We start from the raw sequence: 25,707 nt of genomic DNA, 5'->3' as shown, positions 1-25,707 counted from the left end.
ATATCGCACGGAACCCGGGGGATGCTTGCGGTTCCGGCTGTCGGGATGCATCGGGGGATGCATTGGGGGATACGGACGCCGGCGCGGTGAGGTTCAAAAGCGACCAGCCCGTTATCTGTTCGTTATCGAGCGGAACGCAACCGGACGCCATTAACCCAGGTCACGGCTTCGCGGACGAAAAAAGGAAGCCGTGAACCGCCGACGTGGTTCAGACCAGAAGGAGACAACGGGTCAGCGCTGCACGACGACGAGCACCGTGCCGTCGTCGCCGCGGACCTCGAAGCGGCTGATCTGCTCCACCGCGAGCGAGGTGGAACCCTGCAGCCGCAACGGGTCCGGCGAGCCCGGGATGCCGAACCCCTTGGGCGGCACCGACCAGCCGGACACGACGCGGTCGTCGCCGGTCGTCGAGATGGCGACCAGCTGGCACTTGAGCGGGCCGACGATGCCGCGCAGCTCGAGGTCGACGCGGCTGCCCCACTCCACCGGGGACACCGTGACGACGGCGCTCACGGCCGACCCGCCGCTGCCGCGGCCGTAGGTCTGGCCGCCGCCGGGCTGGCTCGGCGCTCCGGCGGCCGGTGGCGGCACCGACGTCGCCAGGACGCTCGTCGCGGGCGGAGGCTGCTTGCTCGTCGGCGCGGCGAGGGCCGCGGGCGGGACGGCGTCGGCCGGCCGGACCGCGAGGGTCACCAGGGGGCCGGCGATCACCGCCGCAGCGGCCGCGGCGCCGGCGAGGATGCCGATCCGCTTGCGGCGGCGCCGCTTGACGGCGGCCTCTTCCATCAGGCCGCGCAGGACGCGGGGCCCGGGGGCCAGGGTGCGCGGGCCGGGCGCCGGCATCGGCGGCTCCGGCCAGCTGCGCTTGACCAGGTCGAGGACGTCCGGCAGCTGGTAGAGCTCGATCAGGTCGAGCTGGCAGTGCGGGCAGTTCATCAGGTGGGCTTCGAACTGGGTGCTCTCGGCCTCGCTGAGGACGCCGAGCACGTACGCGGCGACGTCGGTGTGTGCGGACCCGGCCACCCTCAGTTCACCCCCGCTCCCGCAGGGCCCGGCGCAGGGCGCGGACGGCGTGGTGGATGCGGGACTTGATGGTGCCCGGGGGCACGCCGAGGGTCGCCGCGACCTCGTTCACGGTGCGATCGCGCAGGTAGGTCTGCTGGATGGCTTCCCGCTGCTCGGGCGAAAGGCCCTGCAGCGCCTCGTAGACGATCATCGCGGCGAGCGTCCGGTCCGATTCGTCGGACACCGCGATCGCGTCGGACTCGATCTCCTCGAGCTCCTGGGGCCGGACACTGCGGCTGCGCCACCCGTCGATGACGGTGCGCCGGGCGACGGTGAACAACCACGCGCGCAGCATCTCCGGCTGCCGGTCGAGCTTGTCCGCGTTCCGCCACGCCTTGATCAGGGTCTCCTGCACGACGTCTTCGGCCCACTGCCGGTCGTGGCCGGTCAGCCGCAGCGCGAACGCCATGAGTGACCCGCCGAACTCCTGGTAGAGCGCCTTCGCCAAGTCATCGGAGGCGTCGCTGCGCTCGACAACGACTTCCTGATCTTGAACGGGTCTCAGCGCTCGGGTGTGCCGTCCCACGCGGGACATCCTGGTGCGCCGAAGGGCCTACGTCCAGTACCAAACAGACCCGAAACTTTTTTGAACCGTTTCCGGACCGTGTCCGTATCCCCTACCGAAGACCCCGACAAGGCGTTGTCCCCCGCAACGCTCCGTATCCACTCCGGACCGAATGTCCACTGTGGATCCTTCGCGCGCATTTTCGCCTCACCCCAGGCCAGATGCGCGTAGTCATGCCCTCGGAGGAGCAGTGATACGCATTCCCCGTACGGTGGTCCCCGCCGCCGTGTGCCTCACCGCACTCGCCCTGCTCACCGCCTGTACCGCCGGCGCGGCCACCACCTCGGGCGGCTACGCCGCCGGTGGCGCCGCCGGGATGCAGATGCCCGGTATGCAGCAGCAGGTCCCGATGACGATCGCGATGCCGCAACCGATCACGGCCAACCCGAACGACCCGGCGAAGAGCCAGCTCAGGGCCGCGAAGACCTTCGACCTCGGCCTGATGCTCGTCGACGGAACCGGTTACACGATCTACCGCTACGACCGCGACTCCACCGACCCGTCCCGCTCGAACTGCAACGACGCGTGCGCGACGAAGTGGATCCCGGTCAAGGCGGGCGGCCCCGCGCCGATCGACGTGGACCGGTCGCTGATCGGCCAGATCACCCGCGACGACGGCACCCAGCAGGCCACCCTCGCCGGCTGGCCGCTGTACCACTTCGCCGGTGACAGCGAACCGGCCGACACGTCCGGCCAGGGCGCCGACGAGGCCTGGTACCCGATCGCACCGGACGGCAAGAAGATCACGATGACCCAGGACCAGTGGAGGGAAAATGCTTTCGGCCTCTGAGCTCGTGGGGCTGGAGTCCCCCGTCGGGCGCTCCCGCCCGCTGGTCCGGATCCTGTTCGTGCTGGTCGCGGTGCTGACGCTGCTCGCGTCGGTGTCGCCCGCCTCCATCGCCCAGACCACCGCCGTCTCCCCCGAAGACGCGGTGCTGCTGACCAAGGTCCGCCAGGCGGGCCTGTGGGAGATGCCCTCGGGCATGATGGCGATGCAGAAGGGCAGCCCGAAGGTCCAGGCGGTCGGCTTCGCGATCATGATGGACCACGGCCGGCTCGACGTCGCCACGCGCGCGCTGTCGCAGAAGCTGAACTCGCCGGTCCCCGACCAGCCGTCGGCCGAACAGATGGGCTGGCTGGCCGAAGAGATGGCGGCGCCTCCCGGGGCGTCGTTCGACAGCGTCTTCGCCAACCGGCTGCGCGCGGCGCACGGCCAGGTCTTCGCGATCCTGGCGCAGCTGCGCGCCGGCACCCGCAACGACGACGTGCGGGCGTTCGCGACCGTCGGCAACCAGGCCGTGATGCGGCACATGACGATGCTCGAGAGCACCGGCATGGTCGACTACACCGCACTCCCCGCGCCGGCCGTCTCCACCACGGCCGCGCCCGTCGGGCAGCCGCTCGGCCTCGACACGTCCCAGATCGCCGTGGTGGCGGCGCTGTTCCTCCTGGTCGGCGGCGGCCTGTTCTACGTGCTGCGCCAGATCAAGGGCAACCGTGGCCGGGCCAGGGCGACGCGCCGGCCGGCCACCGTCAGAACCGGGGGTAGCCATGGTTGAGACCTGGCACGACGCGACGATCTTCCTCACCCAGCAGTTCCAGCCGAAGACCGACCCGGCGGCCCGCGGCCTCGCGGCCTTCGCCGCCCGGGCGTCCTACGCGGCGATGATGCTGACGCTCACCTGGGGCGTGCTCACCGCCACCGGCTGGGTGCGCTCGGTCACCGGCCGCAAGGCACTGCGCAGCACCCACATGGTGCTGGCCACCGGCACGCTGATCTTCGGCGGCATCCACGCGCTGGGCTTCTTCTACCTGACGGTCCAGCCGTACAGCCTGCAGTACCTCTTCCTCCCCTTCCTGTCGGGCCAGGAGACCCGGCACAGCATCGGCATCGTCGGCTTCGAGGTCATGCTCGCCATCGCGCTGACCGCCGGCCTGCAGCGGTTCACCTCCTACCGCCGCTGGCTGTGGCTGCACCGCTGCGCGTACCCGGCGGTCGCGCTCACCGCGCTGCACGCGTGGTTCGGCTCGATCGCCAACGGCCACCTCGCGGTCGTCTGGCTGGGCGGCATCACGCTGCTCGTCCCGGCGGTCACGGTGTCGCTGCTGCGGTTCATGCCCGCGCGGACCCTGGAACGCATCGGACTCGTGGAAGAGCAGGTGGCCTGAGATGCCTTTCCGTCTGCCCGGCAGCGGGCCCCGGATCAGCGTCGACAACGACCGGTGCGAGCTCTACGGCATCTGCGCCATGGAGGCGCCGGACGTGTTCGACCTCGGCCAGGACGGCCGCCTGCGCTTCCACACGCGGCTGCTGGACGAAACCACCATGGAACAGGCGAAGATGGCCGCCCGCTGCTGCCCGATGCAGGCGGTCGTGATGAGAGGGGACCTCGATGGCTGACGGCGACCGGATCGTCATCGTCGGCGCGGGCGTCGCCGGGCTGCGTGCCGCGGAACGCCTGCGGGAACTGAACTTCGACGGCGAGATCGTGCTCATCGGCGACGAGGCGCGGCGCCCGTACCACCGCCCGATGGTTTCCAAGGCGCTGGTGATGGGGACCGAACGGCCCAGCGACGTGGGCCTTTCGCACTACCTGCCGGATCTCGACGTGCACTGGCGCCTCGGCGCGCGGGTCACGCACCTCGACACCACCGAGCGCGTCGTGCACCTGCCCGGCGGCGAATCCCTCTGGTACGACGGCCTGATCGCCGCGACCGGCGTCTACCCACGGCACCTGCCCGGCGCGCCGCGGCACGACCCGCGGGTGCGGATCCTGCGCACGGTCGAGGACTCGATGGCCGTGCGGCGCTGCCTCAACGCGAGCAAGAAACCGGCCGTCGTGATCGGCGCCGGCCTGATCGGCAACGAGTTCGCCGCGAGCATGCGGCACATCGGCCGGGACGTCACCCTCGTCGGGCACGCGAAGGCGCCGCTGCACCGCTTCGGCGACCGCGTCTCCAGCGGCATCGTCGAGGCGCACCACGAGCACCGCGCGAAGCTGGCGATGAAGAGCGAAGTGCGGCACTGGATCAGCACGAAGGACACCGTCGGGCTGCACCTGACGAACAACCAGCTGCTGGTCGCCAGCGTCGTCGTGCTCGCCATCGGCAGCGTCCCGTCGGTCGACTGGATGCGCGGCTCCGGCCTCGACATCAGCGACGGCGTGCTCTGCGACTCGAAGCTGTTCGCCGAGGGCGCCTCCGACGTCGTCATCGCCGGCGACATCGCGCGCTGGCCGAACCTGCGGTTCGACGAGACCCCGCGGCGGGTCGAGCACTGGATCAACGCCGTCGAGTCGGCGCGGCACGCGGCCGAGAACCTGCTGATGGGGCACTCGAGCGCGAAGCCGTTCACCCCGCTCCCCCGCGCGTGGTCGACGCTGTACGACACCCGGCTGCAGATGTGCGGGATGCCGTCGCTGGCCGAGGACACCGTGTCGCTGGCCGACGGCATCACCGGTTTCATCCGCGACGGGCGGCTGGTCGGCATCTCCGCGTGGGACAAGCCGCGCGCGATGCTGGACTGGATGGCCGAGCTCGACCGCCGGCTGCCCGCGCCCGACTACGTGCCGGAGCCGGAGCCCGCTCCCGCCCCGGAGGTCGCGGAGGTCCCCACGGTCGAACCGGCGGTGGCCGCGCTGGCGGCCGACGTGCCGACGGAGTTCGACAGCGGCTTCGACCACCAGGCCTTCGAGCGCGAGTTCGAGAGCGAGTTCGCCAACGACATCCCCACGACGGCGTTCCCCGCGCTGGCCGCCCCGCCGACCACGGCGTTCGCGGCGCAGCCCGGGGCCGCGGCACCGCCGACCATGGCCATCCCGATGGGGAGGTAGTGAAGCCGGGACGTGGCTGCGCGCGGCGGCCATCGTCCCCTCGCCGGTCACCACACCCCCTCCGCGGCTGGGCGGTGTGGTGACCGGCCCCAACGTCCCCCTGCCCGCCTCGCGTGATTGCCACGAGCGCCCGGCGGGCCAGGAGAGGGCCATCCCGAGGGAACCCGACGCCCCCGGGGTGGCCTTCTTCCGGCGCACCGGGCGGGGGCCCGGGGTCGAGCGCCGCGGCGGTCTCGCACCGCCACGGCGTGCACGTCCGTACCGGCCTTTCCCGGGGGAAGGGTATGCCGCCGGGAAGGCCGGTACGGGCGCAAGTCGGGTTCGGGGTTGCACCGGCGAAGGCTGTCTCGAGGGAAACGGGAGCCCTCGAGGCGGCCTTCACCTCGTCCGCCGCCAGGACTCCGCCACGACCAGCGCGCCGAGCACCAGCACCACCACGCCGACCACGCGCAGCCCGGCGTCCGCGCCGGCGACGAACGCCGTGACGGCGCCGGATCCGCGGCTGGTCGCGGACATGACCGTGCCGATGACGGCGACGCCGAGCGCGCTGCCGAACTCGCGGGTGGTGGCCTGCAGCCCGGTGCCGACGCCCGCTTGTTCCGGTGGCAGCGAGCCGGTGATGACGCCCGACAGCGTGGGCAGCGCGAGGGTCACGCCGATCCCGGTCACCACGAGCCAGGCCGCGTAGGCCGCGTACGGCGTTTGCGTGTCGCTTGTGGACAGTCCGAGCAGGCCGCCGCCGACGGCCGCGAAGGCGAGCGCGACCGTGGCGTCCAGGCCGATGCGCCGGGTCAGCAGGCCGACGTGGCGGCCGCCGAGGATGATCGGGACGGTCAGCGGGACGATGCCCAGCCCGGTGCCCAGCACCCCGAACCCCTTGGCGTACTGCAGGAACGACGCGTTGACGTAGAACAGCGCGAACATGCCGAAGAAGACGGTCGTCAGGCCGAGGCAGGCGCTGCGCAGGCCCGGGATCCGGAACAGCCGCGGGTCCAGCAGCGGGTGTTCGGCTTTCAGTTCCCGCAGCGTCCAGGCCGTGAACAACACGGCCGCACCGGCGAACCCGGTCACGACGACCGCGCTCCCCCAGCCCGCCTCCGGACCCTGGACGATCCCGACGAGCAGGGCGACCGATGCGCCGACGAGCAACAGCGCGGCCACGGGGTCGAGCCGGCGGTCGTGGCGCGAGGACACCGGGGCCGTACGCGCCACGAGCGCGGCTTCGGCGAGCGCGATCGGCACGGCGGCGGCGAACAGCCAGCGCCACGACCCGGTCGTCAGGACCAGCCCGCCGCCGACGTTGCCGAGGACACCGCCGATGCCGGTCATCGACGCCCAGACGGCGATGGTCGAGGCCTTCTTCTCCGGCGGGACGGCGTGGAGCAGGACGGCCAGCGAGTTGGGCAGGACCGCGGCGGCCCCGACGCCGGTGAGCGCGCGGCCGGCGAGCAGGAGGACGACGTCCGGGGCCAGCGCCGACAGCAGCGCGCCGGCGGCGAACAGCCCGAGCCCGGCCAGCAGGACGCCCTTGCGGCCGTACCGGTCGCCCGCGGCGCCGCCGGGGATCACCAGGCAGGCGAACACGATGACGTAGGTGTCGACGATCCAGACCAGCGTGGCCGCCGTCGGGTGCAGCCCGCTCGCGGCGAGCATCGGGACGGCGAGGTTGACCGCCGCGACCATGCCGACGACGAGCGCGACGCAGGCGCACATGAGCGTCAGCAGGCCGCCGGTTCGTTGCTTGAGGTGCATGGGACCGACGGTAGGAACCGGCGCGGGTGTCGTGCCACGCAACTTCGGCAACAGTGGTTTGCGTACAGTGCAACCATGGCGGACCAGCTGGACCTGAACCTGTTGCGGGTGTTCGACGCGCTGCTGCGGGAGGGGAGCGTGACGGCGGCGGCCGAGCGCCTCCACCTGTCCATCCCGGCGGCGAGCCGCGCGCTGGGCCGGCTGCGGCGGGCGATGGGCGACCCGATCCTGGTGCGGGCGGGCCGCGGGATGGCGCCGACGCCGTTCGCGCTCCGCACGGCGCCGCGGGTGCGATCGCTGCTGGAGGAGGCGGCGTCCCTGGTCAACGTGGACTTCTCGGTCGCCGGCCTCGAGCGCACGTTCACGATCCGCATCAACGACGGCGTGGCGGCGACCCTGGCGACGGCGGCGGTCGAGGCCACGGCGGCGGCCGCCCCGGGCGTCACGCTGCGGTTCGTCGCGGAGGGCACCGAAAGCACGGAGGCGCTGCGCGACGGCTCGGTCGACCTCGACATCGGCGCGGGCGAGGTGCCGGCGCCGGACATCCGGACGGCGGTGCTGTACCGCGAGCGGCTGGTCGGCATCGTCCGCGCGGACAGCCCGCTGGGCCGCCGCCCCACGCTTGCGCAGCTGTGCCGCCACCCGCACGTGTCGGCCTCCCGCCGCGGCCGGGCGCGCGGCCCGCTGGACGACGCCCTGGCGGCGGCCGGCCTGCAGCGCCACGTGGCGGCGGTGGTACCGACGTCCGCGGTGGCGCTGCTGCTGGTGGCGTCGAGCGCGCACGTCGGGCTGGTGCCGGAGCGGCTGGCCGAGCAGCACGGGCCGGCACTGGGCCTGCGCTGGTTCCCGATCCCGGCGGAGCTGCCGGAGGTCGAGGTGAGCCTGTTCTGGCACGCCCGCCTCGACGCGGACCCGGCCCAGCGCTGGCTGCGCGACACGATCCGCGCCGCGCTCCGCTGAGTGCCGTTAACCTTTCGGGCGCCGCCGAAGCGTCCCGCGGCGGCCGTCCGGTGTGGCACGATCGTGCCGTGAGCAGCACGTCCGCCTCCGAGCAGTACCTGCGCGACCTCGCGCTGCTGCGTCGCGTCAAGGACCGGATCGACCGGGAGTACGCCCAGCCGCTCGACGTGGAGGCGCTCGCGAAGGGCGCCGGCATGTCCGCCGGCCACCTCAGCCGCCAGTTCCGCAAGGCCTACGGAGAGTCACCGTATTCGTACCTCATGACGCGGCGGATCGAACGCGCGATGGCGCTGCTGCGCAAGGGCGAGCTGAGCGTCACCGAAGTCTGCTTCACCGTCGGGTTCTCGTCGCTGGGCACCTTCAGCACCCGGTTCGCCGAGCTGGTCGGCGTGCCGCCGAGCGTCTACCGCGAAGAGCAGGCCCAGGCCACCGTCGGCATGCCGCCGTGCGTGGCCAAACAGGTCACCAGACCGATCAGGAATCGAGAAGCGCGGCCCTCGGCGGCCACCTAGGGTGACGACCATGGACGTCACCATTCACTCGAGCTTCCTCCCGCACACCGACCCGGAAGCCTCCCTCGCCTTCTACCGCGACCTGCTCGGCTTCGAGGTCCGGATGAACGTCAAGTACGGGGACATGGCCTGGATCACCGTGGGTCCGCCGAACCAGCCCGACACCGCGATCGTGCTGGCGCCGGCGACCGCGACCCCCGGCCTCACCGACGACGAGCGCCGCACCATCAACGAGATGATGGCCAAGGGCACCTACGCCGGCATCAACCTCGCCACCAAGGACCTCGACGCCCTCTTCGCGAAGCTCGAAGCGGGCAACGCCGAGGTCGTGCAGGAGCCGGTCGAGCAGCCCTACGGCGTCCGCGACTGCTCCTTCCGCGACCCCGCGGGCAACCTCCTGCGCATCCAGGAACTCCGCTGACCGAGGTCGCGGCCCGCTCCTACCGCCAGGTCCTGCGCGACCGGCGGGTGGCCGGGCTGCTGCTCGGCGACCTGCTGGCCAACGTCGGCACCGGCATGATCATCGTCGCGATGCCCGTGCAGACGCTGTCCCTGCACGGCAACGTCCCGAAGGCGATCGCGATCGGGCTGGTGGAGGCCGCGCCGTTCGTGCTGTCGACCGTCCTCGCGCTGGCCATCGGGCTGGGCCGGGTGCGCGTCCCGCCGCGCACCCTCCTCGTCGCCGACTGCGTGCTGCGGTCGCTCACCTTCGCCGCGCTCGGCGTCCTGGCGGTCACCGGCACGCTCACCCTGCCGGTGCTGATCATCGGGCTGCTGTTCGGCGCGACGGGCAAGCTCGCCGGGTCGAGCAGCCGCCGTCTCCTGGCGACGTCGGCGGCGGGCGAGGCCGGGCGGTTCTCGGTCAACGGCCTGCTCGGCCTGAACACCACGTTCGCGCTCTACATCGCCGGCCCGGTGCTGGGCGGGCTGGTCGTGGCGACGGCGGGCGCGGGGTACGCGCTCTTCTTCGACGCGGCCGGCGCGCTGGTCCTGCTCGCGGCCACCCTCCTTTTCGTCCCCCGCGCGGCCGAGGACCGGGACGCCTTGCGCGAGCCGAAGACGTCCGGCTGGCGGATCCTGCGGCGGCGCCCGGTGGCCGCGCGGCTGCTCGTGGTCGAGTTCTTCTTCAACTTCCTCTACATGCCCATCGAAGTGGCGCTCCCGCTGTACGTCAGCGGGACGCTGCACGCCGGCGCGTCCGGGCTGGGGCTGCTGTGGGGTGCGCTCGGGGTCGGCGCGTTCCTCGGCGCCGCGCTGGTCAACCAGCTGCGGAACCTGCCGCAGCGGCCGCTGCTGGTCGCGATCATCGGGCTGTGGGCGCTGTGCCCGATCGGGCTCGCGGTCACCGGCGACCTCACGCTCGCGCTGGTCGTCTTCGGCCTGGGCGGCCTGGTGTACGCGCCGTTCACGCCGGTTGCCTACAGCTTCCTGCAGTCGGGGCTCGCCCCCGGCGAGCAACAACAGGTCGTCACGTTGTGGACGACCGGCGCCACCGTGGCCGCGCCGCTGGGCCTGGCCCTCGGCGGCCCGCTGATCGAACTGACCGGCACCACCGGCGGGCTGGTGCTCTCCGGCGTGCTGACGTTGCTGCTGCTGCCAATTGCGGCCCGGGCGGTGCTCGGCCGCACGTCGAGAGGGGAACCGACATGTGTCTCGGCCTGACCGCCGCCGCGCGCGAGCACTTCCGCGAATTGGTGCTGCTGCGCCGCGTCCGCGACCGCATCGGCCGCGAGCAGTCCCTCGACGTCGAGGTGCTCGCCCACAGCGCGGGCATGACGGCCGAGCAGTTCCTCCGCCGCTTCCGGGACGCCTTCGGGCAGACCCCGCACGCCTACCAGCGGGCCGCCCGGGCGGCCCGCACGCTCACCTTCGACCGAGTCCTGGAGCCCCGATGAGCAAGCACGTCGCCGACAGCCACGACCTGATCCGCGTCCACGGTGCGCGCGTGAACAACCTCAAGGACGTCCACGTCGAGCTGCCGAAAAGACGGCTGACGGTGTTCACCGGGGTCTCCGGCTCCGGCAAGAGTTCCCTGGTGTTCAGTACGATCGCCGCGGAGTCGCAGCGGCTGATCAACGAGACCTACAGCACCTTCGTGCAGGGGTTCATGCCGACGCTGGCCCGGCCCGACGTCGACGTGCTCGACGGGATCACCACCGCGATCATCGTCGACCAGGAGCGGATGGGCGCCAACCCGCACTCGACCGTCGGCACCGCGACCGACGCCAACGCGATGCTGCGCATCCTCTTCAGCAGGCTCGGGCAGCCGCACATCGGTTCGCCGCAGGCGTTTTCGTTCAACGTCGCTTCGATCAGCGGCGCCGGCGCGGTCACGATCGAGAAGGCCGGGCGGCAGATCAAGGAGCGGCGCAGCTTCAGCATCACCGGCGGCATGTGCCCGCGCTGCGAAGGCCGCGGCAAGGTCAACGACATCGACCTGACCGCGCTGTTCGACGAGAACAAGTCGCTCAACGAAGGCGCGATCACGATCCCGGGCTACAGCATGGAGGGCTGGTACGGCCGCATCTTCCGCGGCTCCGGCTTCTTCGACCCGGACAAGCCGATCAAGAAGTACACCAAGAAGCAGTTCAACGACCTGGTGTACAAGGAACCGACCAAGATCAAGGTCGAGGGCATCAACCTGACCTACTCGGGGCTGGTGCCGGCGATCCAGAAGTCCTTCCTGTCCAAGGACGTCGACGCGATGCAGCCGCACATCCGCGCGTTCGTCGAGCGGGCCGTCACGTTCACCACCTGCCCGGACTGCGACGGCACGCGGCTGTCGGCGGAGGCCCGGTCGTCGAAGATCGACGGGATCAGCATCGCCGACGCGTGCGCGATGCAGATCAGCGACCTCGCCGCGTGGGTGGGGAAGCTTTCCGAGCCGTCGGTCGCGCCGCTGCTGGAGGCTTTGCGGCGCACGCTCGACTCGTTCGTCGAGATCGGGCTCGGCTACCTTTCGCTCGACCGTCCATCCGGGACGCTTTCGGGCGGGGAAGCCCAGCGCACCAAGATGATCCGGCACCTGGGCTCGTCGCTCACCGACGTCACCTACGTCTTCGACGAGCCGACGATCGGCCTGCACCCGCACGACATCCGGCGCATGAACGACCTGCTGCTGCAGCTGCGGGACAAGGGCAACACGGTGCTGGTCGTCGAGCACAAGCCGGAGGCGATCGCGATCGCCGACCACGTCGTCGACCTCGGCCCGCGCGCCGGGACCGAGGGCGGCGAGATCGTCTTCGAGGGCACGGTCGCCGGCCTGCGCAAGAGCAAGACGCTGACCGGGCGGCACCTGGACGACCGCGCGTCGCTGAAGTCGTCGGTGCGCTCGCCGTCGGGCTTCCTGGAGGTGCGCGGGGCTTCGACGCACAACCTGCAGGACGTCGACGTCGACATCCCGCTCGGCGTGCTGGTGGTCGTGACCGGCGTGGCGGGCTCGGGCAAGAGCTCGCTGATCCACGGTTCGGTGTCCGGCGGCGAAGGCGTGGTGACGGTCGACCAGACCGGGATCCGCGGCTCGCGGCGGAGCAACCCGGCGACGTACACGGGGTTGCTGGAGCCGATCCGCAAGGCGTTCGCCAAGGCCAACGGCGTCAAGCCGGCCCTGTTCAGCGCGAACTCCGAGGGCGCGTGCCCGAACTGCAACGGCGCCGGCGTCGTCTACACCGATCTGGGCATCATGGCGGGCACCGCGACGCCGTGCGAGGTGTGCGAGGGCAAGCGGTTCAACGCGGAGGTGCTGGAGTACACCTTCGGCGGCCGGGACATCAGCGAGGTGCTGGGGATGTCGGTGGCCTCGGCGCTGGAGTTCTTCTCCTCCGGCGACGCCGCATTGCCCGCGGCGCACAAGATCCTGACGCACCTGTCCGACGTCGGCCTGGGGTACCTGACGCTCGGCCAGCCCCTGACGACGCTGTCGGGCGGCGAGCGGCAGCGGATCAAGCTGGCGACGCACATGGCGGAGAAGGGCGGGGTGTACGTCCTCGACGAGCCGACGGCGGGCCTGCACCTGGCCGACGTGGAGCAGCTGCTGGGCCTGCTGGACCGGCTGGTGGAGTCGGGCAAGTCGGTGATCGTGATCGAGCACCACCAGGCGGTGATGGCGCACGCGGACTGGATCATCGACCTGGGCCCGGGAGCGGGCCACGACGGCGGCCGGGTGGTGTTCGAGGGGACCCCGGCGCAGCTGGTCAAGGCCCGGAAGAAGACGCTGACCGGCGAGCACCTCGCGGAGTACGTCGGCTGACGCCTCGTGAGTGTTCAGGGCGGTTGGAACCGCCCTGAACACTCACGACCGGCCTCCATCAGGAGCAGAGTTTGCCGGCGGCTCTGCAGAAGCATCTGCCGGCGCCAGACGATCTCGCTCGTGTGGGCACTGGCTTCGCCTCGCCCCACCAGTAGCTCGTTGTCGGGCACCAGCCCCAATGCTTCGGCTGACCACGGATCTCCCTTCCGTCGGACGCGCGAGCCGTTCGGCCACGCCTCGGCTGGTCGCCCGTGACACCTCGCGGAACGGTTTCCGGCAAGGGCCGCGCCCGCCTATACCAGAAGCCGGGGTAGGGTGGGCCCCCGCAAATTGCCTGGTGCGGTCCGGGTTCCGGCGCGGCCCCCTACCGCGAAGACTCGGGTGGGTGACCACCACAGAGATCAGCACCGGCAGCGACTTCGCCCGGCTGAGCCACCGCATCTCCGCCGCCGGCCTGATGGTGCGGCGGCCCGGCTACTACACCGCCCGGTTCGCCGTCGTCGGCGGGTTGTTCGCCGCCGGCTGGGTTGCCTTCGCGCTGCTCGGGAACTCGTGGTGGCAGCTGGCCGTCGCCGCGTTCCAGGCCGTCATGTTCGCGCAGATCGCCCTGCTCTCGCACGATCTCGCGCACAAGCAGGTCTTCCGGCGACGGCGGCCCACCGAGCTCGCCGGGATGCTCGCCGGCAACCTCGGCATCGGGATGAGCTACGGCTGGTGGATGGACAAGCACACCCGACACCACGCCAACCCCAACCACGAGGAGCTCGACCCGGACGTCGATCCCGACATCCTCGTCTGGTCGAAGGACCAGGCCCGCACCGCGAGCGGCGTCGCCCGGTTCGTCGGCAGGTACCAGGCTTTCCTGTTCTTCCCGCTGCTGACGCTCGAAGGCCTGAACCTGCACTGGTCCGGCATCCGCGCGGTGCGCAAGCCCGGCCTGCGGCGCCGCGGCCTCGAAGCCGCGTTGCTCGCCACGCACTTCACCGTCTACCTCACGGCGTTGTTCACGGTCCTCTCCCCCGGCATGGCGCTGCTGTTCCTCGCCGTCCACCAAGGACTCTGGGGTGTCTACATGGGATCGATCTTCGCGCCCAACCACAAGGGCATGCCGACGCTCACCGGGCGGCCCGAGCTCGACTTCCTCCGCAAGCAGGTCCTCACGTCCCGCAACGTCCGCGGCGGCGCCGTCACCGACGTCGCCCTCGGCGGCCTCAACTACCAGATCGAGCACCACCTGTTCCCGAGCATGCCGTCGCCGCACCTGCGGCGGGCGCAGCCGATCGTCCAGGCCTACTGCGCCGAGCTGGGCATCCCCTACCTGCAGACGAGCCTGGTCGAGTCCTACCGGCAGGCGCTCACCCACCTGCATGAAGCTGGGGCCCCTCTCAGGAACCGTTCGTAGACTCGGGGCATGAGGAAGACGATCGCGGCGCTGAAGGACCTGCCGGCGGCGTTCGGCGCGAAGGCCACCGGCGCCCGGGCCGAGCGGGTCCGCTCGTCGCCGCAGTTCGACGGCAAGGTCTTCCGCAACGTCGCACCGCGGCACCCGATGACCGCGGCGGCGATGCGGACGATCTTCCGCGAGATGTTCTTCGGCGAGCACCGCGAGCTGCGCAAACCCAACGGGGCGGTGCCGCTGGTCGCGGCGGCGCCGGTCGAAGCGACCGAAGGCCTGCACCTGACCTGGTACGGCCACGCGTCGGCGCTGGTCGAGCTGGACGGCGCCCGCGTGCTGCTCGACCCGGTGTGGAGCGACCGCGTGTCCCCCGCGGCGTTCGCCGGCCCCCGGCGGCTGCACGAGCCGCCGGTCCCGCTGTCCGGCCTCGGCCGGATCGACGCGGTGGTGATCTCGCACGACCACTACGACCACCTGGACCTGGCGACGGTCCGGGCCCTGGTGGCCGCTTCGGCAGCGCCGTTCCTGGTCCCGCTCGGGGTGGGCGCGCACCTGGAACGCTGGCGCGTCCCGGCCGACCGGATCATCGAGCTGGACTGGCACGAGGAGGCGACGGTCGCGGGCGTCCGGTTCGTGGCGACCCCGGCCCAGCACTTCTCCGGCCGCGGCATCACCAACGACGACACGCTGTGGACGTCGTGGGCGCTGCTGGGCCCGGAGCACCGCGTGTTCTACAGCGGCGACACGGGCTACTTCGACGGGTTCGCCGCGACCGGGGAAGCGCACGGCCCGTTCGACGCGGCCTTGATCCAGATCGGCGCGTACGCCCCGCACTGGCCGGACATCCACATGACGCCGGAGGAAGGCGTCGCGGCGGGGATCGACGTCCGGGCGAAGCTGCTGGTCCCGGTGCACTGGGCGACGTTCCAGCTGGCGATGCACCCGTGGGGCGAGCCGGCGGACCGGGTGTGGCGCGAGGCGAAGGCGGCGGACCTGCCGCTGGCCATCCCCCGGCCGGGCGAGCGCATCGACGCAGGCGCTCCCCCGGCGGTCGACGGCTGGTGGCAGGCACTGTGAAGCTGAAGCTCGACCTCCACGACATCTACAACCGCGGCGGCGAGATCGACCGGGCGCTCAAGGCGATCATCGACGAGGCCGTCGCCAAGAAGGCGCCGCTGGTCGAGATCATCCCCGGCAAGGGCTCGGGTCAGCTGAAGAAGCACGTGCTGCGGTTCCTCGAGCGCAAGGACGTCAAGGCGCTCTACCACCGCGTCGAAAAGGACAAGGACAACTTCGGCAGGGTGTTCGTGCACTTCCGCTGGAAGTGACGGTCAGAACCGGCTGTCGTGGCGGGCTTCGGCCCAGGCGCGGTCCCACGCCGACGCGTGGACGCGGCTCACCGCGAACCGGCCGATCCCGTACAAACCGGCCAGCGAGCCGGTGATCGCCACCCACAGCAGGATCGCCGCGAAGATGCCGTCGGCCACCGACGTCGACGGCGAGAGCGGCTCGTTCGTCAGCTCGCCGCGCTGGTCCAGCCACACCGAAACGCGGGTGCCCGCCGGGCTGCCCGCGTCGGCCAGGACGTCGCCGGTGTGCCGGTTCCCGCGCGCGTCGAACCAGGCCGCCTGGACCGTCGTCTGGTCGGCCGGCGCCCCCGCGCCGTCGGTGCTGTACGCCTGGTTGGGCGCCGCGGCCAGGGACACCGCGGTGGCCGGGTGACGGGTGACGCGTTCCTGCTCGGCGCGGGCGGTCTGCGCGGCGTAGGTCTCGGAGCCGAACGCCGCCGCGAACGGCAGCGCCAGCAGGGCCGCGGCGAAGACCAGCACCAGCAGCGCGGCTTCGACGCGGTCACCGAACCTGGTCAGCGGGTTGCGGCCGGGGTGCAACCGGCGCCGGAACCGGGCGATCCGTCCGCTGGGCCCACGCATGCGCGACACACTCCTCCCGGAAACACTGCAACTAGGTAACAGTGTGCGCGCGAAGGCTCGACTTTCTCTCGTAAATGGGATGCGGCCCACCTGTGAAACCCTGCACAACCACCCGGTCGCCTCAACTCCCGGCGAGCACCGATGACAGTGCGTGACCGATCCGGCCGGCGCCCGTCACTCAGAGCCAGTCGTCGGGACGCGGCCACGGCATCAGCGCCGACAGCGCGTCCTTCGCGGGTTCGGTCACCGCGTACCGGCCCCGGTGGAAGAGCAACGGCCGGGCGTCCGACGGCGCGCCCAGCGCGGTCACGCGGCCGATCACGACGTAGTGGTCGCCGGCCTCGTGCACGGCTTCCAGCGCGCAGTCGATCCAGGTCAGCGCGCCGTCGAGCAGCGGCGCCCCGGACGGCGCGGGCGTCCAGCCGACGCGGGCGAACTTGTCCTCGCCGCGCGCGCCGAACACCGCGCTGACCTCTTGCTGGTCCTCGGCCAGCACGTTGACCGCGAACCGGCCCGCCGCCGCCAGCACCGGCCACGTCCGCGACGTGCGCGCCGGGCAGAACAGCACCAGCGGCGGGTCCAGCGACAGCGCGGCGAACGACTGGCAGGCGAACCCGGCGAGCGTGTCGCCGTGCCGGCCGGTGACCACCGTGACGCCCGTGCAGAAGTGCCCGAGGACGCTGCGGAAGCCGGCCTGGTCGACCGCCACGGCGGTCATGCGCCCGGGGGCCGCGCGCCGACCGAGAAGTCGTGGCCCCACAGCGAAACCGCGGTGCTTTCGCGGGCGATCCAGTTGTCGTCGTCGACCTGCCGGCCTTCGCAGCCGAACTCGACGTCGAACCCGCCGGGGGTCTTCATGTAGAACGACAGCATCAGGTCGTTGACGTGCCGCCCGAGCGTGGCCGACATCGGCACCTTGCGCCGGATCGCGCGGTCGAGGCACAGGCCGACGTCGTCGGTGTTCTCGACCTCGACCATCAGGTGCACGATCCCGGACGGCGTCGGCATCGGCAGGAACGCCAGGCTGTGGTGGCGCGGGTTGCAGCCGAAGAACCGCAGCCACGCGGGCGGCCCGTCGGCGGGCCTGCCCACCAGCTGCGGCGGCAGGCGCATCGAGTCGCGCAGCCGGAAGCCGAGGACGTCCCGGTAGAACCGCAGCGACGCCTCGTCGTCCTTTGTGGACAAGACGACGTGCCCGAGCCCCTGCTCGCCGGTGACGAACTTGTGGCCGTACGGGCTCACCACCCGCCGGTGCTGCAGCGCGAGGCCGTGGAACACCTCCTGGGTGTTGCCGGACGGGTCGTCGAAGCTGATCAGCTCGTCGACGCGGCGGTCGGCCAGCTCCTCCGGGGTGCCTTCCTTGTACGGCACCGACGCACTGTCCAATCGCGACCGGATCTCGGCGAGCTCGCCGGCGTTGGCGGCCTCCCAGCCGGTCACCGCCAGCCGGTCCGCGTCGCCCGGGGAGATCACCAGCCGCGCCGGGAAGTCGTCCATGCGCAGGTAGAGCGCGTCCGGGTCGGTGCCGCTGCCTTCGACCATCCCGAGCACCTTGAGCCCGTACTCGCGCCACGCGGCCAGGTCGGTGGCTTCGATGCGGAGGTAGCCCAGTGACCGGATGCCCATCAGGAACTCCCGAGGAAGTCGAGGGCCAGCCGGTTGAACTCGTCGAACTTCTCCAGCTGGGCCCAGTGCCCGCAGCCGCCGAACACGTGCAGCTGTGCGCGCGGAATCGTCTTCAAGGCCACCAACGCGCCGTCCAGCGGGTTGACGCGGTCTTCGCGGCCCCAGATCAGCAGCACGCGCTGGCGCAGCCGGTGGGCCTCGCGCCAGAGCATGCCTTCTTCGTAGGTTTCGGGGTGGGCGAACGACTTCCCCATCGCGCGCATCGCGGCCAGCGACTCGGGGGTGTTCGCCGCGGCGAACCGTTCGTCGATCAGCTCGTCGGTGATCAGCGCCTGGTCGTGGACCATGATGCGCAGGAACGCTTCCATCCGCTCCCGGCTCGGCTTCGCGCCGAACTTGCCGAGGTTCTTGACGCCCTCGGTCGGGTCGGGCGCGAAGAGGTTGACGCTCAGCCCGCCCGGCCCCATCAGCACCAGGCGCCCGGCGCGTTTGCCGTGGTTCAGAGCGAACCTGACCGCGGCCCCGCCGCCCAGGGAGTTGCCGACGAAGTGGGCGCGTTCGATGCCGAGGGCGTCCATCAGGCCGGCGACGGCGTCGGCGCTGTGCCGGAAGTACTGCGGGTGCTCGGTCGGCTTGTCCGACCGCCCGAAGCCCGGCTGGTCGACGGCGATCGTGCGGTAGTGCTTGGCGAACTCCGGCAGGTTGCGGCCGAAGTTGCTCCACGCCGACGCGCCGGGCCCGCCGCCGTGCAGCAGGATCACCGTTTCGGCGTGCTCGGCACCCGCCTCGTGGTAGTGGAGGCGAAGGCCGCCCGCCTCGACGTACTTGCCTTCGGGAGCGGCCATCAGTACATCGCGTTCTCGACGGGGAGCCCGAAGGCACCAGTGCCGAACATGACGTACGCGCGCTCGGCGTCGTTGGCCGCGTGGACCCGGCCGGCGTGCGCGTCGCGCCAGAAGCGCTGGATCGGCGTGCCGCGCTGGATCGCGCGGCCGCCGGAGTTCTCGAAGAGCCGGTCGATCGCGGCGATCGCGCGCTCGGTGCCGCGCACCTGGTCGCGCCGGACGCGCAGCCGCAGATCCGCGGGCAGCCGCTCCTCGCGCTTGGCGAGCTCGTACAGCTCCTCGATGTTGCGGGTCAGCTGCAGCCACGCGGCGTCGATCTCGCTGGCCGCCTCGGCGATCCGCACCTTGGCGAACGGGTCCTCTTTGGACTGTTCGCCGGCGTACGCGGCCCGCACGCGCTTGCGCTGGTGCTCGACGTGCGCGTCGTAGGCGCCTTGGGCCATGCCGATGATCGGCGCGGTGATCGTGGAGGGGTGCACCGAGCCGTACGGCAGCCGGTACAGCGGACCGGGGTTGACCGCCTGGCCCGGCACCTTGCACTTCGACGTCGCGATGAAGCTCAACGCGCGGTGCTGCGGCACGAAGACGTCCTCGACGACGATGTCGTTCGACCCGGTGCCGCGCAGGCCCACGGTGTCCCAGACGTCGACGATGGTGTAGTCCGCGATGGGCAGCAGGTACGTGCAGAAGTCGACCGGTTTCCCGTCCTTGAACGCGGGTCCCCCGAGCAGCACCCACGTGCAGTGGCCGGAGCCGGAGGAGAAGCTCCAGCGGCCGGACAGCCGGTAGCCGCCGTCGACGACCTCCGCCTTGCCCATCGGCGCGTACGACGAAGAGATCCTGACGTCCTCGTCCTCGCCCCAAACCTCCTGCTGCGCCTGCGCGTCGAACAGCGCCACGTGCCACGGGTGGACGCCGAGGATGGAGGCGACCCAGCCGGTGGACCCGCACGCGCTCGCGATCAGCTTGACCGCGGTGTAGAAGCTCACCGGGTCGGTTTCGAGCCCGCCGAACGGCTTCGGCTGCAGCATCTTGAAGAACCCGGTCTCCTGCAGGGCCTTGACGGACTCCTCGGGCACGTTCCGCGCGTCCTCGGTGTCCTGGGCCCGTTCCCGCAGGACCGGCAGGAGGTCCCGGACCCCGGCGATCACCTGCTCGCTCATGCGCAGTTCCTCTCTCGCGTCACTGCCGCAAGACTAGAACACGTTCTCGTTTTTGTCGAGAACGCCCTGCGCCAGGGCACTGTTGATCCCTGCCCTGCGGCCGGAAAACACGCAGTCGGCCAGGGACAACCCGCTCACGTACGATCTGGAACAGATTCCCACCGCGGTGCGGCCGGCGGCGTACAGCCCCGGGATCGGCTCCCCCGCCGTGCTCCGCACCGCGCCGGTGTCTTCGTCGACGACCAGGCCGCCGAGGGTCAGCATCGGCGTCGGGTACCCCAGGTTGGGCCGGACCGAGATGTCGATGAGCGAGAACGGCGGCCGCTCGAGCCGCCGCCGGAACTCGTCGGGCTTGCCGACCGGGTCCGAAGCGCCGTGATAAGCCTCGACGCTCGCGCGCAGCCCCTCCGGATCGACCCCCGCCTTGCGGGCGACCTCCTCGACCGTCGCCCCGAGGACCCGGCCCCGGCGCAGCAGGTAGCGCAGCTGGAGCCATTGGAACCACTGGCTTTGCTTCCGGCCGTCGCGCCGAGCCTCGGCGACGATCGGCGCGTCGACGAGCAGCCAGCCCTTGCTCTCGTGCTCTTCGATGAGCTTCTCGCCGACGGCGGCGCCGTACCGGGACTCGTCGATGACCCGCCTGCCTCCCGCGTCGACGATGATCCCGCCGAGGAACGCGCTGGGCGGCGTGACGAACCGCCACGCGGAGACCCGGCCCAGCTCGCCGGTCGCGGCCCCGGCCTCGACGCCGAGCCGGATGCCCGACCCGTTGTCGGCGGACGTGCCGAGCGCGAGCCCGCCGCGGTACTTCGGCGCGTGTTCGCGCACCATTTCGCGGTTCGCGATGAACCCGCCGGCGGCGAGCACGACCCCGCGCCGGGCGGTGATCCGCAGCTCGCGGCCGTGGGCGCGCTCGAGGCGTTCGACGCGCCGGTGCAGCGACTTGCGCAGTGAAGGCACGTAGATCCCGGGCTTGGCGGCGTACCGCGCGAGCCGCCGGTGCCGGGCCTTGACTCCGGCGGGCGCGTGCCGCAGCGAGTCGGCGACGAGGCCGGTGACGCGGCCGTCTTCCCGCACCAGGCTCCGGACGTGCGTCTGGGTCAGCACCCGGATCCCGCGCTCGCGCACGGCGTCCGCGAGGCGGGCCATCAGCGTCTTCCCCGAGGTCCCGGGCCCCTTGACCCGGTGGCCGCGGGGAGCGGGCTTCGCCGCGTCGCGGAACCCGCCCGCGGCCTCGCTGCCGGAGTAGTACAGGTAGTGGGCGTCGCTGGGGTAGGACGTCTTGTACGGGCAGAGGCTGCCTTCGAACGGCACGCCGTTGCCCTCCAGCCAGGTGATCATCTCGCGGCTGCCCTCGCAGAACCGGCGGAGCGTCCGGTCGGAGACGACGTCGCCGGCTTCGAGCCGCAGGTAGGCGTACATCGCGTCGACGGAGTCGTCGACGCCCGCGTCGAGCTGCTGGGCGGTCCCGCCGCCCGCGTAGACCACACCGCCGCTGACCGCGCTCGCGCCACCGCCGTCGAACCGTTCGACGATGACGACGTCGGCGCCCGCGTCGGCCGCTTCGAGGGCGGCACAGGCGCCGGCCGCCCCGAACCCCACGATGACCACGTCCGCGAAGAGCTCGTCCATGGTCGATACCCTAGAACTGAAACACGTTCTCGTCTATGGTGAGCGAAAGCGGCTCCCAACTGGATACTCTTCTTGTGGAACACGTTACAGGTGAGGTGCAATGACGGAGCAGTTCGACGTCGTCGTCGTCGGCAGTGGCGCCGCCGGGATGACCGCCGCGCTGGCCGCGGCCCACCACGGCCTGAGCGTCGTCGTCCTGGAGAAGGCGCCCTGCTTCGGCGGCTCGACCGCCCGCTCCGGCGGCGGGGTCTGGCTGCCCGGCAACCACGCGCTGCGCGCCGCCGGGATCGACGAGCCGCCCGAGCGGGCGCGGGAGTACCTGGCCTCGATCGTCGGCGACGTCGTGCCGGCCGTCCGGCGCGACACGTTCCTCGACCACGGCCCCGAGGTCCTGAAGTTCGTCTGCGACCACACGCCGCTGCGGTTCCGCTGGGTCCGCGACTACAGCGACTACCACCCCGAGGCACCCGGCGGACGGCCCGGCGGCCGGTCGGTCGAGCCGATGGCCTTCGACGGCAAGCTGCTCGGCGCCGAGCTGGCCCACCTCGAACCGCCCTACAGCGCGCCCCCGCTCGGCGTGCCGATCACCCAGGCCGACTACCGCTGGCTGAGCCTCCTCGCGCGGCACCCGCGCGGGGCCGTCCGGATGCTGTCGCTGGGTGTCCAGTGGCTGGTCGGGCGGATCCGCGGGCAGCGGCTGCTGAGCATGGGGCAAGCGCTTGCGGCCGGCCTGCGGGTGGGCCTGACCAGGGCGGGCGTCGACGTCCGGCTGAACACGCCGCTGGTCGACCTGCGGGTGGAAGGGGACCGCGTTACCGGCGTCGTCACCGCGGACGGGGTCGTCGGCGCCCGGCGCGGGGTCATCCTGGCCAGCGGTGGCTTCGAGCGGAACCTCGAGATGCGCGAAAAGTACCAGCGCGCGCCGATCGGCATCGACTGGACCGTCGGCGCGGCCGCCAACACCGGCGACGGCATCACCGCCGGCCTCAAGCTCGGCGCGGCGCTCGACCTGATGGACGACGCCTGGTGGGGGCCGACGCTGCCACTCACCGGCGGCCCGTGGTTCGCCCTCGCCGAGCGGTCGCGGCCGCGCTGCATCATGGTCGACGCGCGGGGGCAGCGGTTCGTCAACGAGTCGGCGCCCTACGTCGAGGCCGTGCACGCGATGTACGGCGCCGGAGACGGCCCGGGCGAGCACATCCCCACCTGGCTGGTGTTCGACCAGCGCTACAAGGACCGGTACATGTTCACCGGCGTCGGCCCGCGCCAGCCGCTGCCCGGCCGCTGGTTCAAGGCCGGGATCGCGGTGAAGTCGGCCACCCTGGCCGGGCTGGCCGCGAAGATGGACGTCCCGGCCGACGGCCTGGAAGCGACCGTCGAGCGCTTCAACGGCTTCGCGCGCAACGGCGTCGACGAAGACTTCCGGCGCGGGGTCAGCAAGTACGACCACTACTACGGCGACCCCCGCAACAAACCCAACCCCAGCCTCGGCCCGCTCGACAAGGCGCCGTACTACGCGGTGAAGATCGTGCCGGGCGACCTCGGCACCAAGGGCGGGCTGCGCACCGACGAGCAAGCACGGGTCCTGCGGGAGGACGGCTCGGTCGTGCCGGGCCTCTTCGCCGCGGGCAACGTCAGCGCGGCCGTGATGGGCCGGACGTACGCCGGGCCGGGCGCGACCATCGGCCCGGCCATGGTGTTCGGCTACCTTGCGGCGACGCGGCTGGCGCACGAAGATCAAGGGACCACGGGAGGCGAGCGATGACGCAGGAGTCAGTACGCACGATCTACGCCGGTGAGCCGCCGACCCGGTTCGCGCGCGGCTGGCACTGCCTCGGCCTGGCCGAGCGGTTCCGCGACGGGAAACCCCACGCCGTCACGGCGTTCGGCACGAAGCTCGTCGTGTTCGCCGACTCTCACGGAGAGCTGAACGTCCTGGACGGCTACTGCCGGCACATGGGCGGCGACCTCACCCAGGGCAGCGTCAAGGGCGACGAGGTCGCGTGCCCGTTCCACGACTGGCGCTGGAACGGCAAGGGCAAGTGCGTCTCGATCCCCTACGCCAAGCGGGTTCCGCTGCGCGCGCGGACGCGGTCGTGGACGGTCTCGGAGCAGAACGGCCAGCTCATGGTCTGGCACGACCCCGAGGGCAACCCGCCGCCGCCGGAGCTGGCCATCCCGCGGATCGAGGCCGCCTACAGCGACGAGTGGAGCAACTGGACCTGGGACGAGATCTTCATCGACGGCTCCAACTGCCGGGAGATCATCGACAACGTCGTCGACATGGCCCACTTCTTCTACATCCACTACGCCTACCCGACGTACTTCAAGAACGTGTTCGAGGGCCACATCGCGACGCAGTACCTCAACACCAAGGGGCGCCCGGACATGGGCATGGCGTCGAACTACGGCGGCGAGGACAACCTGCTGCGGTCGGAGGCCTCCTACTTCGGGCCGTCCTACATGATCAACAAGCTGGTGAACTCGTTCCAGGGCTACGAGATCGAGAGCGTGCTCATCAACTGCCACTACCCCGTGACGCCGACGTCGTTCGTGCTCCAGTACGGCATGAAGGTCAAGAAGCAGCACGGGCTCACCGACGAGCACGCGGACAAGATCGCCGCGAAGCTGGCCCGCGGGATCGGGGCCGGGTTCCTGCAGGACGTCGAGATCTGGAAGCACAAGACGCAGATCGACAACCCGCTGCTGTGCGAAGAGGACGGTCCGGTCTACCAGCTTCGCCGGTGGTACCAGCAGTTCTACGTCGACGCGGCCGACGTCACCGAGGACATGACCCGGCGCTTCGAGTTCGAAGTGGACACTTCGAAGGCGAACGAGGCGTGGGCGGCCGAGGTGGCGGAGAACCTGGCCCGCCGGAAGACCGAGGCGGAAGTGTGACCACCGCCGAGCAGACCGAGTTCCTCTCGGGCGGGCTGCGGCCGCACGAGTGCCGCAGCTGCGGGACGTGCGTGCTGGTGAAGAAGAACAGCATCCAGCACACGAGCATCCAGTGGACGTCCCGGCCCGCCGACACCTGCCCGGTGTTCGCGGACGCGGACGTCCCGTCGGCGCTGCTCGACACGTGCCCGAAGCTGGCGGACAGCATCGGCGACGCGGCGCGCGAAGGCTCGCTGGCGGTGGCCGATGGGTGAGCGGTGCTACACGCTGACGGTCGCCGACGTCGTCGTCGAGACGCCGGACGCGCGATCGGTGGTCTTCGAGATCCCGCCCGAGCACGCCTCGGCGTTTTCCTACCGGGCCGGGCAGTTCTTGACCTTGCGGATCCCCAGCGAGCGGACCGGCTCGGTGGCGCGGTGCTACTCGCTGTCGAGCGCGCCGCACGAAAACCGCGTGCAGGTGACGGTCAAGCGCACCGACGGCGGGTACGGGTCGAGCTGGGTGTGCTCGTCGCTTCGCCCGGGCATGACCGTGGACGTGCTCGCGCCGGCGGGCGTGTTCTGCCCGACGTCGGTGGACGAGGACTTCCTGCTCTTCGCCGGCGGCAGCGGCATCACGCCGGTGATGGCGATCCTCAAGACGGCGCTGGAAACGGGATCCGGCCGGGTCGTGCTGGTCTACGCGAACCGCGACGAGAACTCGGTGATCTTCGCGGGCGAGCTGGCGTCGCTGGCCAAGCGGCACGGCGACCGGCTGGTCGTCGTGCACTGGCTGGAAAGCGTCCAGGGGCTCCCGGACGTCCCGCAGCTGCGGGGGCTGGCTTCCGCGTACACGTCGTACGAGGCTTTCCTGTGCGGCCCGGCGCCGTTCATGGCCGCCGCGCGCGAGGCGCTCGGGCAGCTCGGCGTGCCGCGTGACCGGGTGCACGTCGAGAAGTTCACGTCCCTGACCGGGAATCCGTTCGAGGACGTCGTCGAGGAAGAGCAGCCTTCCGACGAAGCACCCGCGTCGCTGACGGTGTCACTGGACGGCGAGACCCGCTCGATGGCGTGGCCGCGGCAGCGGAAGCTCCTGGACCACCTGCTGGACGCGGGCCTCGACGCACCCTACTCGTGCCGCGAGGGACAATGCAGCGCGTGCGCGTGCCGGATCGTGTCAGGTGAGGTGAAGATGCTGCACAACGAGGTCCTGGACGCCGAGGACATCGCGGACGGCATCGTGCTGGCCTGCCAGTCGCTGCCGGTCACCGACGACGTCTCGATCAGCTACGAATAGGAGCC

27 protein-coding genes are annotated in these 25,707 nt (G+C 71.4%); 18 read left to right on the top strand and 9 right to left on the bottom strand.

Annotated elements, in window-relative coordinates; translation table 11 throughout:
* Positions 1-231: 231 nt before the first annotated feature.
* Together AB0J40_RS01690 and AB0J40_RS01685 are read right to left on the bottom strand one after the other, a co-directional pair.
* Positions 232-1,023 carry a zf-HC2 domain-containing protein gene (locus AB0J40_RS01690; RefSeq protein WP_364446060.1) on the bottom strand — a complete coding sequence of 264 codons (792 nt, stop codon included), beginning with the start codon at positions 1,021-1,023 and terminating at the stop codon, positions 232-234.
* Positions 1,024-1,030: 7 nt separating this feature from the next.
* Positions 1,031-1,591, bottom strand: a complete 561-nt coding sequence (locus AB0J40_RS01685) for a sigma-70 family RNA polymerase sigma factor (RefSeq protein ID WP_364446058.1) — start codon at positions 1,589-1,591, stop codon at positions 1,031-1,033.
* 265 nt (positions 1,592-1,856) lie between these two features.
* Between AB0J40_RS01685 and AB0J40_RS01680 the strand changes: the two genes are divergently transcribed.
* The 5 genes from AB0J40_RS01680 to AB0J40_RS01660 are packed head-to-tail and all read left to right on the top strand — an operon-like array spanning position 1,857 to position 5,463.
* Positions 1,857-2,420, top strand: a complete 564-nt coding sequence (locus tag AB0J40_RS01680) for a hypothetical protein (RefSeq protein WP_364446055.1) — start codon at positions 1,857-1,859, stop codon at positions 2,418-2,420.
* On the top strand, positions 2,404-3,189 hold the full coding sequence (locus tag AB0J40_RS01675; protein ID WP_364446053.1) for a DUF4142 domain-containing protein: 786 nt from the start codon (positions 2,404-2,406) through the stop codon (positions 3,187-3,189). Before AB0J40_RS01680 ends, AB0J40_RS01675 begins: the two co-directional genes overlap by 17 nt.
* The gene (locus AB0J40_RS01670; protein ID WP_364446050.1) at positions 3,182-3,799 is read left to right on the top strand and encodes a ferric reductase-like transmembrane domain-containing protein; all 618 of its coding nucleotides are present in this window, start codon (positions 3,182-3,184) and stop codon (positions 3,797-3,799) included. The genes AB0J40_RS01675 and AB0J40_RS01670 overlap by 8 nt, the downstream gene beginning before the upstream one ends.
* A gap of 1 nt (position 3,800) precedes the next feature.
* Positions 3,801-4,031 (top strand): ferredoxin, encoded by a 231-nt coding sequence (locus AB0J40_RS01665; RefSeq protein WP_086865695.1) that lies wholly within the window; start codon positions 3,801-3,803, stop codon positions 4,029-4,031.
* Positions 4,024-5,463: an FAD/NAD(P)-binding oxidoreductase gene (locus AB0J40_RS01660; protein WP_364446048.1), complete on the top strand. Its 1,440-nt coding sequence runs from the start codon at positions 4,024-4,026 to the stop codon at positions 5,461-5,463. The genes AB0J40_RS01665 and AB0J40_RS01660 overlap by 8 nt, the downstream gene beginning before the upstream one ends.
* Before the next feature lie 378 nt (positions 5,464-5,841).
* On the opposite strand, the gene AB0J40_RS01655 is transcribed toward AB0J40_RS01660, so the two are convergent.
* On the bottom strand, positions 5,842-7,176 hold the full coding sequence (locus AB0J40_RS01655) for an MFS transporter (protein ID WP_364447264.1): 1,335 nt from the start codon (positions 7,174-7,176) through the stop codon (positions 5,842-5,844).
* A gap of 114 nt (positions 7,177-7,290) precedes the next feature.
* Here AB0J40_RS01655 and AB0J40_RS01650 point away from each other — a divergent pair, with 114 nt between their 5' ends.
* The 9 genes from AB0J40_RS01650 to AB0J40_RS01610 all read left to right on the top strand — a co-directional run bounded on the left by AB0J40_RS01650 (position 7,291) and on the right by AB0J40_RS01610 (position 15,660).
* Complete coding sequence (locus tag AB0J40_RS01650; RefSeq protein ID WP_364446045.1) at positions 7,291-8,175, top strand: LysR family transcriptional regulator; 885 nt, start codon at positions 7,291-7,293, stop codon at positions 8,173-8,175.
* Positions 8,176-8,243: 68 nt separating this feature from the next.
* Positions 8,244-8,687, top strand: a complete 444-nt coding sequence (locus AB0J40_RS01645; protein WP_364446042.1) for a helix-turn-helix transcriptional regulator — start codon at positions 8,244-8,246, stop codon at positions 8,685-8,687.
* A gap of 10 nt (positions 8,688-8,697) precedes the next feature.
* Complete coding sequence (locus AB0J40_RS01640) at positions 8,698-9,108, top strand: VOC family protein (protein WP_364446040.1); 411 nt, start codon at positions 8,698-8,700, stop codon at positions 9,106-9,108.
* A 47-nt stretch (positions 9,109-9,155) separates the two neighbouring features.
* On the top strand, positions 9,156-10,349 hold the full coding sequence (locus tag AB0J40_RS01635) for an MFS transporter (RefSeq protein WP_364446038.1): 1,194 nt from the start codon (positions 9,156-9,158) through the stop codon (positions 10,347-10,349).
* Positions 10,334-10,582, top strand: coding sequence for an AraC family transcriptional regulator (locus AB0J40_RS01630; RefSeq protein ID WP_364446035.1), 249 nt, complete (start codon positions 10,334-10,336; stop codon positions 10,580-10,582). Before AB0J40_RS01635 ends, AB0J40_RS01630 begins: the two co-directional genes overlap by 16 nt.
* Entirely contained in the window at positions 10,579-12,936 is a 2,358-nt protein-coding gene (locus AB0J40_RS01625) for an excinuclease ABC subunit UvrA (RefSeq protein WP_364446032.1), read from the top strand. The genes AB0J40_RS01630 and AB0J40_RS01625 overlap by 4 nt, the downstream gene beginning before the upstream one ends.
* A gap of 385 nt (positions 12,937-13,321) precedes the next feature.
* Positions 13,322-14,338, top strand: a complete 1,017-nt coding sequence (locus tag AB0J40_RS01620) for an acyl-CoA desaturase (RefSeq protein WP_364446029.1) — start codon at positions 13,322-13,324, stop codon at positions 14,336-14,338.
* Positions 14,339-14,347: 9 nt separating this feature from the next.
* The gene (locus AB0J40_RS01615) at positions 14,348-15,409 is read left to right on the top strand and encodes an MBL fold metallo-hydrolase (RefSeq protein ID WP_364446027.1); all 1,062 of its coding nucleotides are present in this window, start codon (positions 14,348-14,350) and stop codon (positions 15,407-15,409) included.
* Positions 15,394-15,660 (top strand): Smr/MutS family protein, encoded by a 267-nt coding sequence (locus AB0J40_RS01610; protein ID WP_364446025.1) that lies wholly within the window; start codon positions 15,394-15,396, stop codon positions 15,658-15,660. The genes AB0J40_RS01615 and AB0J40_RS01610 overlap by 16 nt, the downstream gene beginning before the upstream one ends.
* A gap of 3 nt (positions 15,661-15,663) precedes the next feature.
* On the opposite strand, the gene AB0J40_RS01605 is transcribed toward AB0J40_RS01610, so the two are convergent.
* The 6 genes from AB0J40_RS01605 to AB0J40_RS01580 form a co-directional block, all read right to left on the bottom strand.
* Positions 15,664-16,263 carry a hypothetical protein gene (locus AB0J40_RS01605; protein WP_364446022.1) on the bottom strand — a complete coding sequence of 200 codons (600 nt, stop codon included), beginning with the start codon at positions 16,261-16,263 and terminating at the stop codon, positions 15,664-15,666.
* Positions 16,264-16,441: 178 nt separating this feature from the next.
* Positions 16,442-16,981, bottom strand: a complete 540-nt coding sequence (hsaB, locus tag AB0J40_RS01600) for a 3-hydroxy-9,10-secoandrosta-1,3,5(10)-triene-9,17-dione monooxygenase reductase subunit (RefSeq protein ID WP_364446019.1) — start codon at positions 16,979-16,981, stop codon at positions 16,442-16,444.
* Complete coding sequence (gene hsaC, locus AB0J40_RS01595) at positions 16,978-17,889, bottom strand: iron-dependent extradiol dioxygenase HsaC (protein ID WP_364446016.1); 912 nt, start codon at positions 17,887-17,889, stop codon at positions 16,978-16,980. Before hsaC ends, hsaB begins: the two co-directional genes overlap by 4 nt.
* Positions 17,889-18,734 (bottom strand): 4,5:9,10-diseco-3-hydroxy-5,9,17-trioxoandrosta-1(10),2-diene-4-oate hydrolase, encoded by an 846-nt coding sequence (gene hsaD, locus AB0J40_RS01590; RefSeq protein WP_364446013.1) that lies wholly within the window; start codon positions 18,732-18,734, stop codon positions 17,889-17,891. The genes hsaC and hsaD overlap by 1 nt, the downstream gene beginning before the upstream one ends.
* Positions 18,734-19,897 (bottom strand): 3-hydroxy-9,10-secoandrosta-1,3,5(10)-triene-9,17-dione monooxygenase oxygenase subunit, encoded by a 1,164-nt coding sequence (hsaA, locus tag AB0J40_RS01585; RefSeq protein WP_364446010.1) that lies wholly within the window; start codon positions 19,895-19,897, stop codon positions 18,734-18,736. Before hsaA ends, hsaD begins: the two co-directional genes overlap by 1 nt.
* Positions 19,898-19,930: 33 nt before the next feature.
* Positions 19,931-21,529 (bottom strand): FAD-binding protein, encoded by a 1,599-nt coding sequence (locus AB0J40_RS01580; protein ID WP_364446008.1) that lies wholly within the window; start codon positions 21,527-21,529, stop codon positions 19,931-19,933.
* 100 nt (positions 21,530-21,629) lie between these two features.
* On the opposite strand from AB0J40_RS01580, the gene kstD reads away from it, so the two are divergent.
* Genes kstD through AB0J40_RS01560 form a run of 4 tightly spaced genes read left to right on the top strand, consistent with a single transcriptional unit; the run spans position 21,630 to position 25,702 of the window.
* Entirely contained in the window at positions 21,630-23,294 is a 1,665-nt protein-coding gene (gene kstD, locus AB0J40_RS01575; RefSeq protein ID WP_364446005.1) for a 3-oxosteroid 1-dehydrogenase, read from the top strand.
* Entirely contained in the window at positions 23,291-24,427 is a 1,137-nt protein-coding gene (locus AB0J40_RS01570) for a Rieske 2Fe-2S domain-containing protein (protein WP_364446003.1), read from the top strand. The genes kstD and AB0J40_RS01570 overlap by 4 nt, the downstream gene beginning before the upstream one ends.
* A complete protein-coding gene (locus AB0J40_RS01565) occupies positions 24,424-24,681 on the top strand; it encodes a hypothetical protein (RefSeq protein WP_364446000.1) in 258 nt (85 codons plus the stop codon). Before AB0J40_RS01570 ends, AB0J40_RS01565 begins: the two co-directional genes overlap by 4 nt.
* Positions 24,674-25,702, top strand: a complete 1,029-nt coding sequence (locus AB0J40_RS01560) for a ferredoxin--NADP reductase (RefSeq protein ID WP_364445997.1) — start codon at positions 24,674-24,676, stop codon at positions 25,700-25,702. Before AB0J40_RS01565 ends, AB0J40_RS01560 begins: the two co-directional genes overlap by 8 nt.
* Positions 25,703-25,707 lie beyond the last annotated feature (5 nt).

The organism is Amycolatopsis sp. NPDC049691, from assembly GCF_040675005.1.
Classification (GTDB): domain Bacteria; phylum Actinomycetota; class Actinomycetes; order Mycobacteriales; family Pseudonocardiaceae; genus Amycolatopsis.
This window is presented reverse-complemented; position numbering and strand designations above follow the sequence as displayed.

Excerpts from the sequence above, each read along its gene's own strand:
- AB0J40_RS01675 (WP_364446053.1), top strand. The coding sequence starts at position 2,404 with ATGCTTTCGGCCTCTGAGCTCGTGGGGCTGGAGTCCCCCGTCGGGCGC.
- AB0J40_RS01670 (WP_364446050.1), top strand. The coding sequence starts at position 3,182 with ATGGTTGAGACCTGGCACGACGCGACGATCTTCCTCACCCAGCAGTTC.
- AB0J40_RS01665 (WP_086865695.1), top strand. The coding sequence starts at position 3,801 with ATGCCTTTCCGTCTGCCCGGCAGCGGGCCCCGGATCAGCGTCGACAAC.
- AB0J40_RS01660 (WP_364446048.1), top strand. The coding sequence starts at position 4,024 with ATGGCTGACGGCGACCGGATCGTCATCGTCGGCGCGGGCGTCGCCGGG.
- AB0J40_RS01655 (WP_364447264.1), bottom strand. The coding sequence starts at position 7,176 with ATGTGCGCCTGCGTCGCGCTCGTCGTCGGCATGGTCGCGGCGGTCAAC.
- AB0J40_RS01650 (WP_364446045.1), top strand. The coding sequence starts at position 7,291 with ATGGCGGACCAGCTGGACCTGAACCTGTTGCGGGTGTTCGACGCGCTG.
- AB0J40_RS01640 (WP_364446040.1), top strand. The coding sequence starts at position 8,698 with ATGGACGTCACCATTCACTCGAGCTTCCTCCCGCACACCGACCCGGAA.
- AB0J40_RS01630 (WP_364446035.1), top strand. The coding sequence starts at position 10,334 with ATGTGTCTCGGCCTGACCGCCGCCGCGCGCGAGCACTTCCGCGAATTG.
- AB0J40_RS01625 (WP_364446032.1), top strand. The coding sequence starts at position 10,579 with ATGAGCAAGCACGTCGCCGACAGCCACGACCTGATCCGCGTCCACGGT.
- AB0J40_RS01615 (WP_364446027.1), top strand. The coding sequence starts at position 14,348 with ATGAGGAAGACGATCGCGGCGCTGAAGGACCTGCCGGCGGCGTTCGGC.
- AB0J40_RS01605 (WP_364446022.1), bottom strand. The coding sequence starts at position 16,263 with ATGCGTGGGCCCAGCGGACGGATCGCCCGGTTCCGGCGCCGGTTGCAC.
- hsaB (WP_364446019.1), bottom strand. The coding sequence starts at position 16,981 with ATGACCGCCGTGGCGGTCGACCAGGCCGGCTTCCGCAGCGTCCTCGGG.
- hsaC (WP_364446016.1), bottom strand. The coding sequence starts at position 17,889 with ATGGGCATCCGGTCACTGGGCTACCTCCGCATCGAAGCCACCGACCTG.
- hsaD (WP_364446013.1), bottom strand. The coding sequence starts at position 18,734 with ATGGCCGCTCCCGAAGGCAAGTACGTCGAGGCGGGCGGCCTTCGCCTC.
- hsaA (WP_364446010.1), bottom strand. The coding sequence starts at position 19,897 with ATGAGCGAGCAGGTGATCGCCGGGGTCCGGGACCTCCTGCCGGTCCTG.
- AB0J40_RS01580 (WP_364446008.1), bottom strand. The coding sequence starts at position 21,529 with ATGGACGAGCTCTTCGCGGACGTGGTCATCGTGGGGTTCGGGGCGGCC.
- kstD (WP_364446005.1), top strand. The coding sequence starts at position 21,630 with ATGACGGAGCAGTTCGACGTCGTCGTCGTCGGCAGTGGCGCCGCCGGG.
- AB0J40_RS01570 (WP_364446003.1), top strand. The coding sequence starts at position 23,291 with ATGACGCAGGAGTCAGTACGCACGATCTACGCCGGTGAGCCGCCGACC.
- AB0J40_RS01560 (WP_364445997.1), top strand. The coding sequence starts at position 24,674 with ATGGGTGAGCGGTGCTACACGCTGACGGTCGCCGACGTCGTCGTCGAG.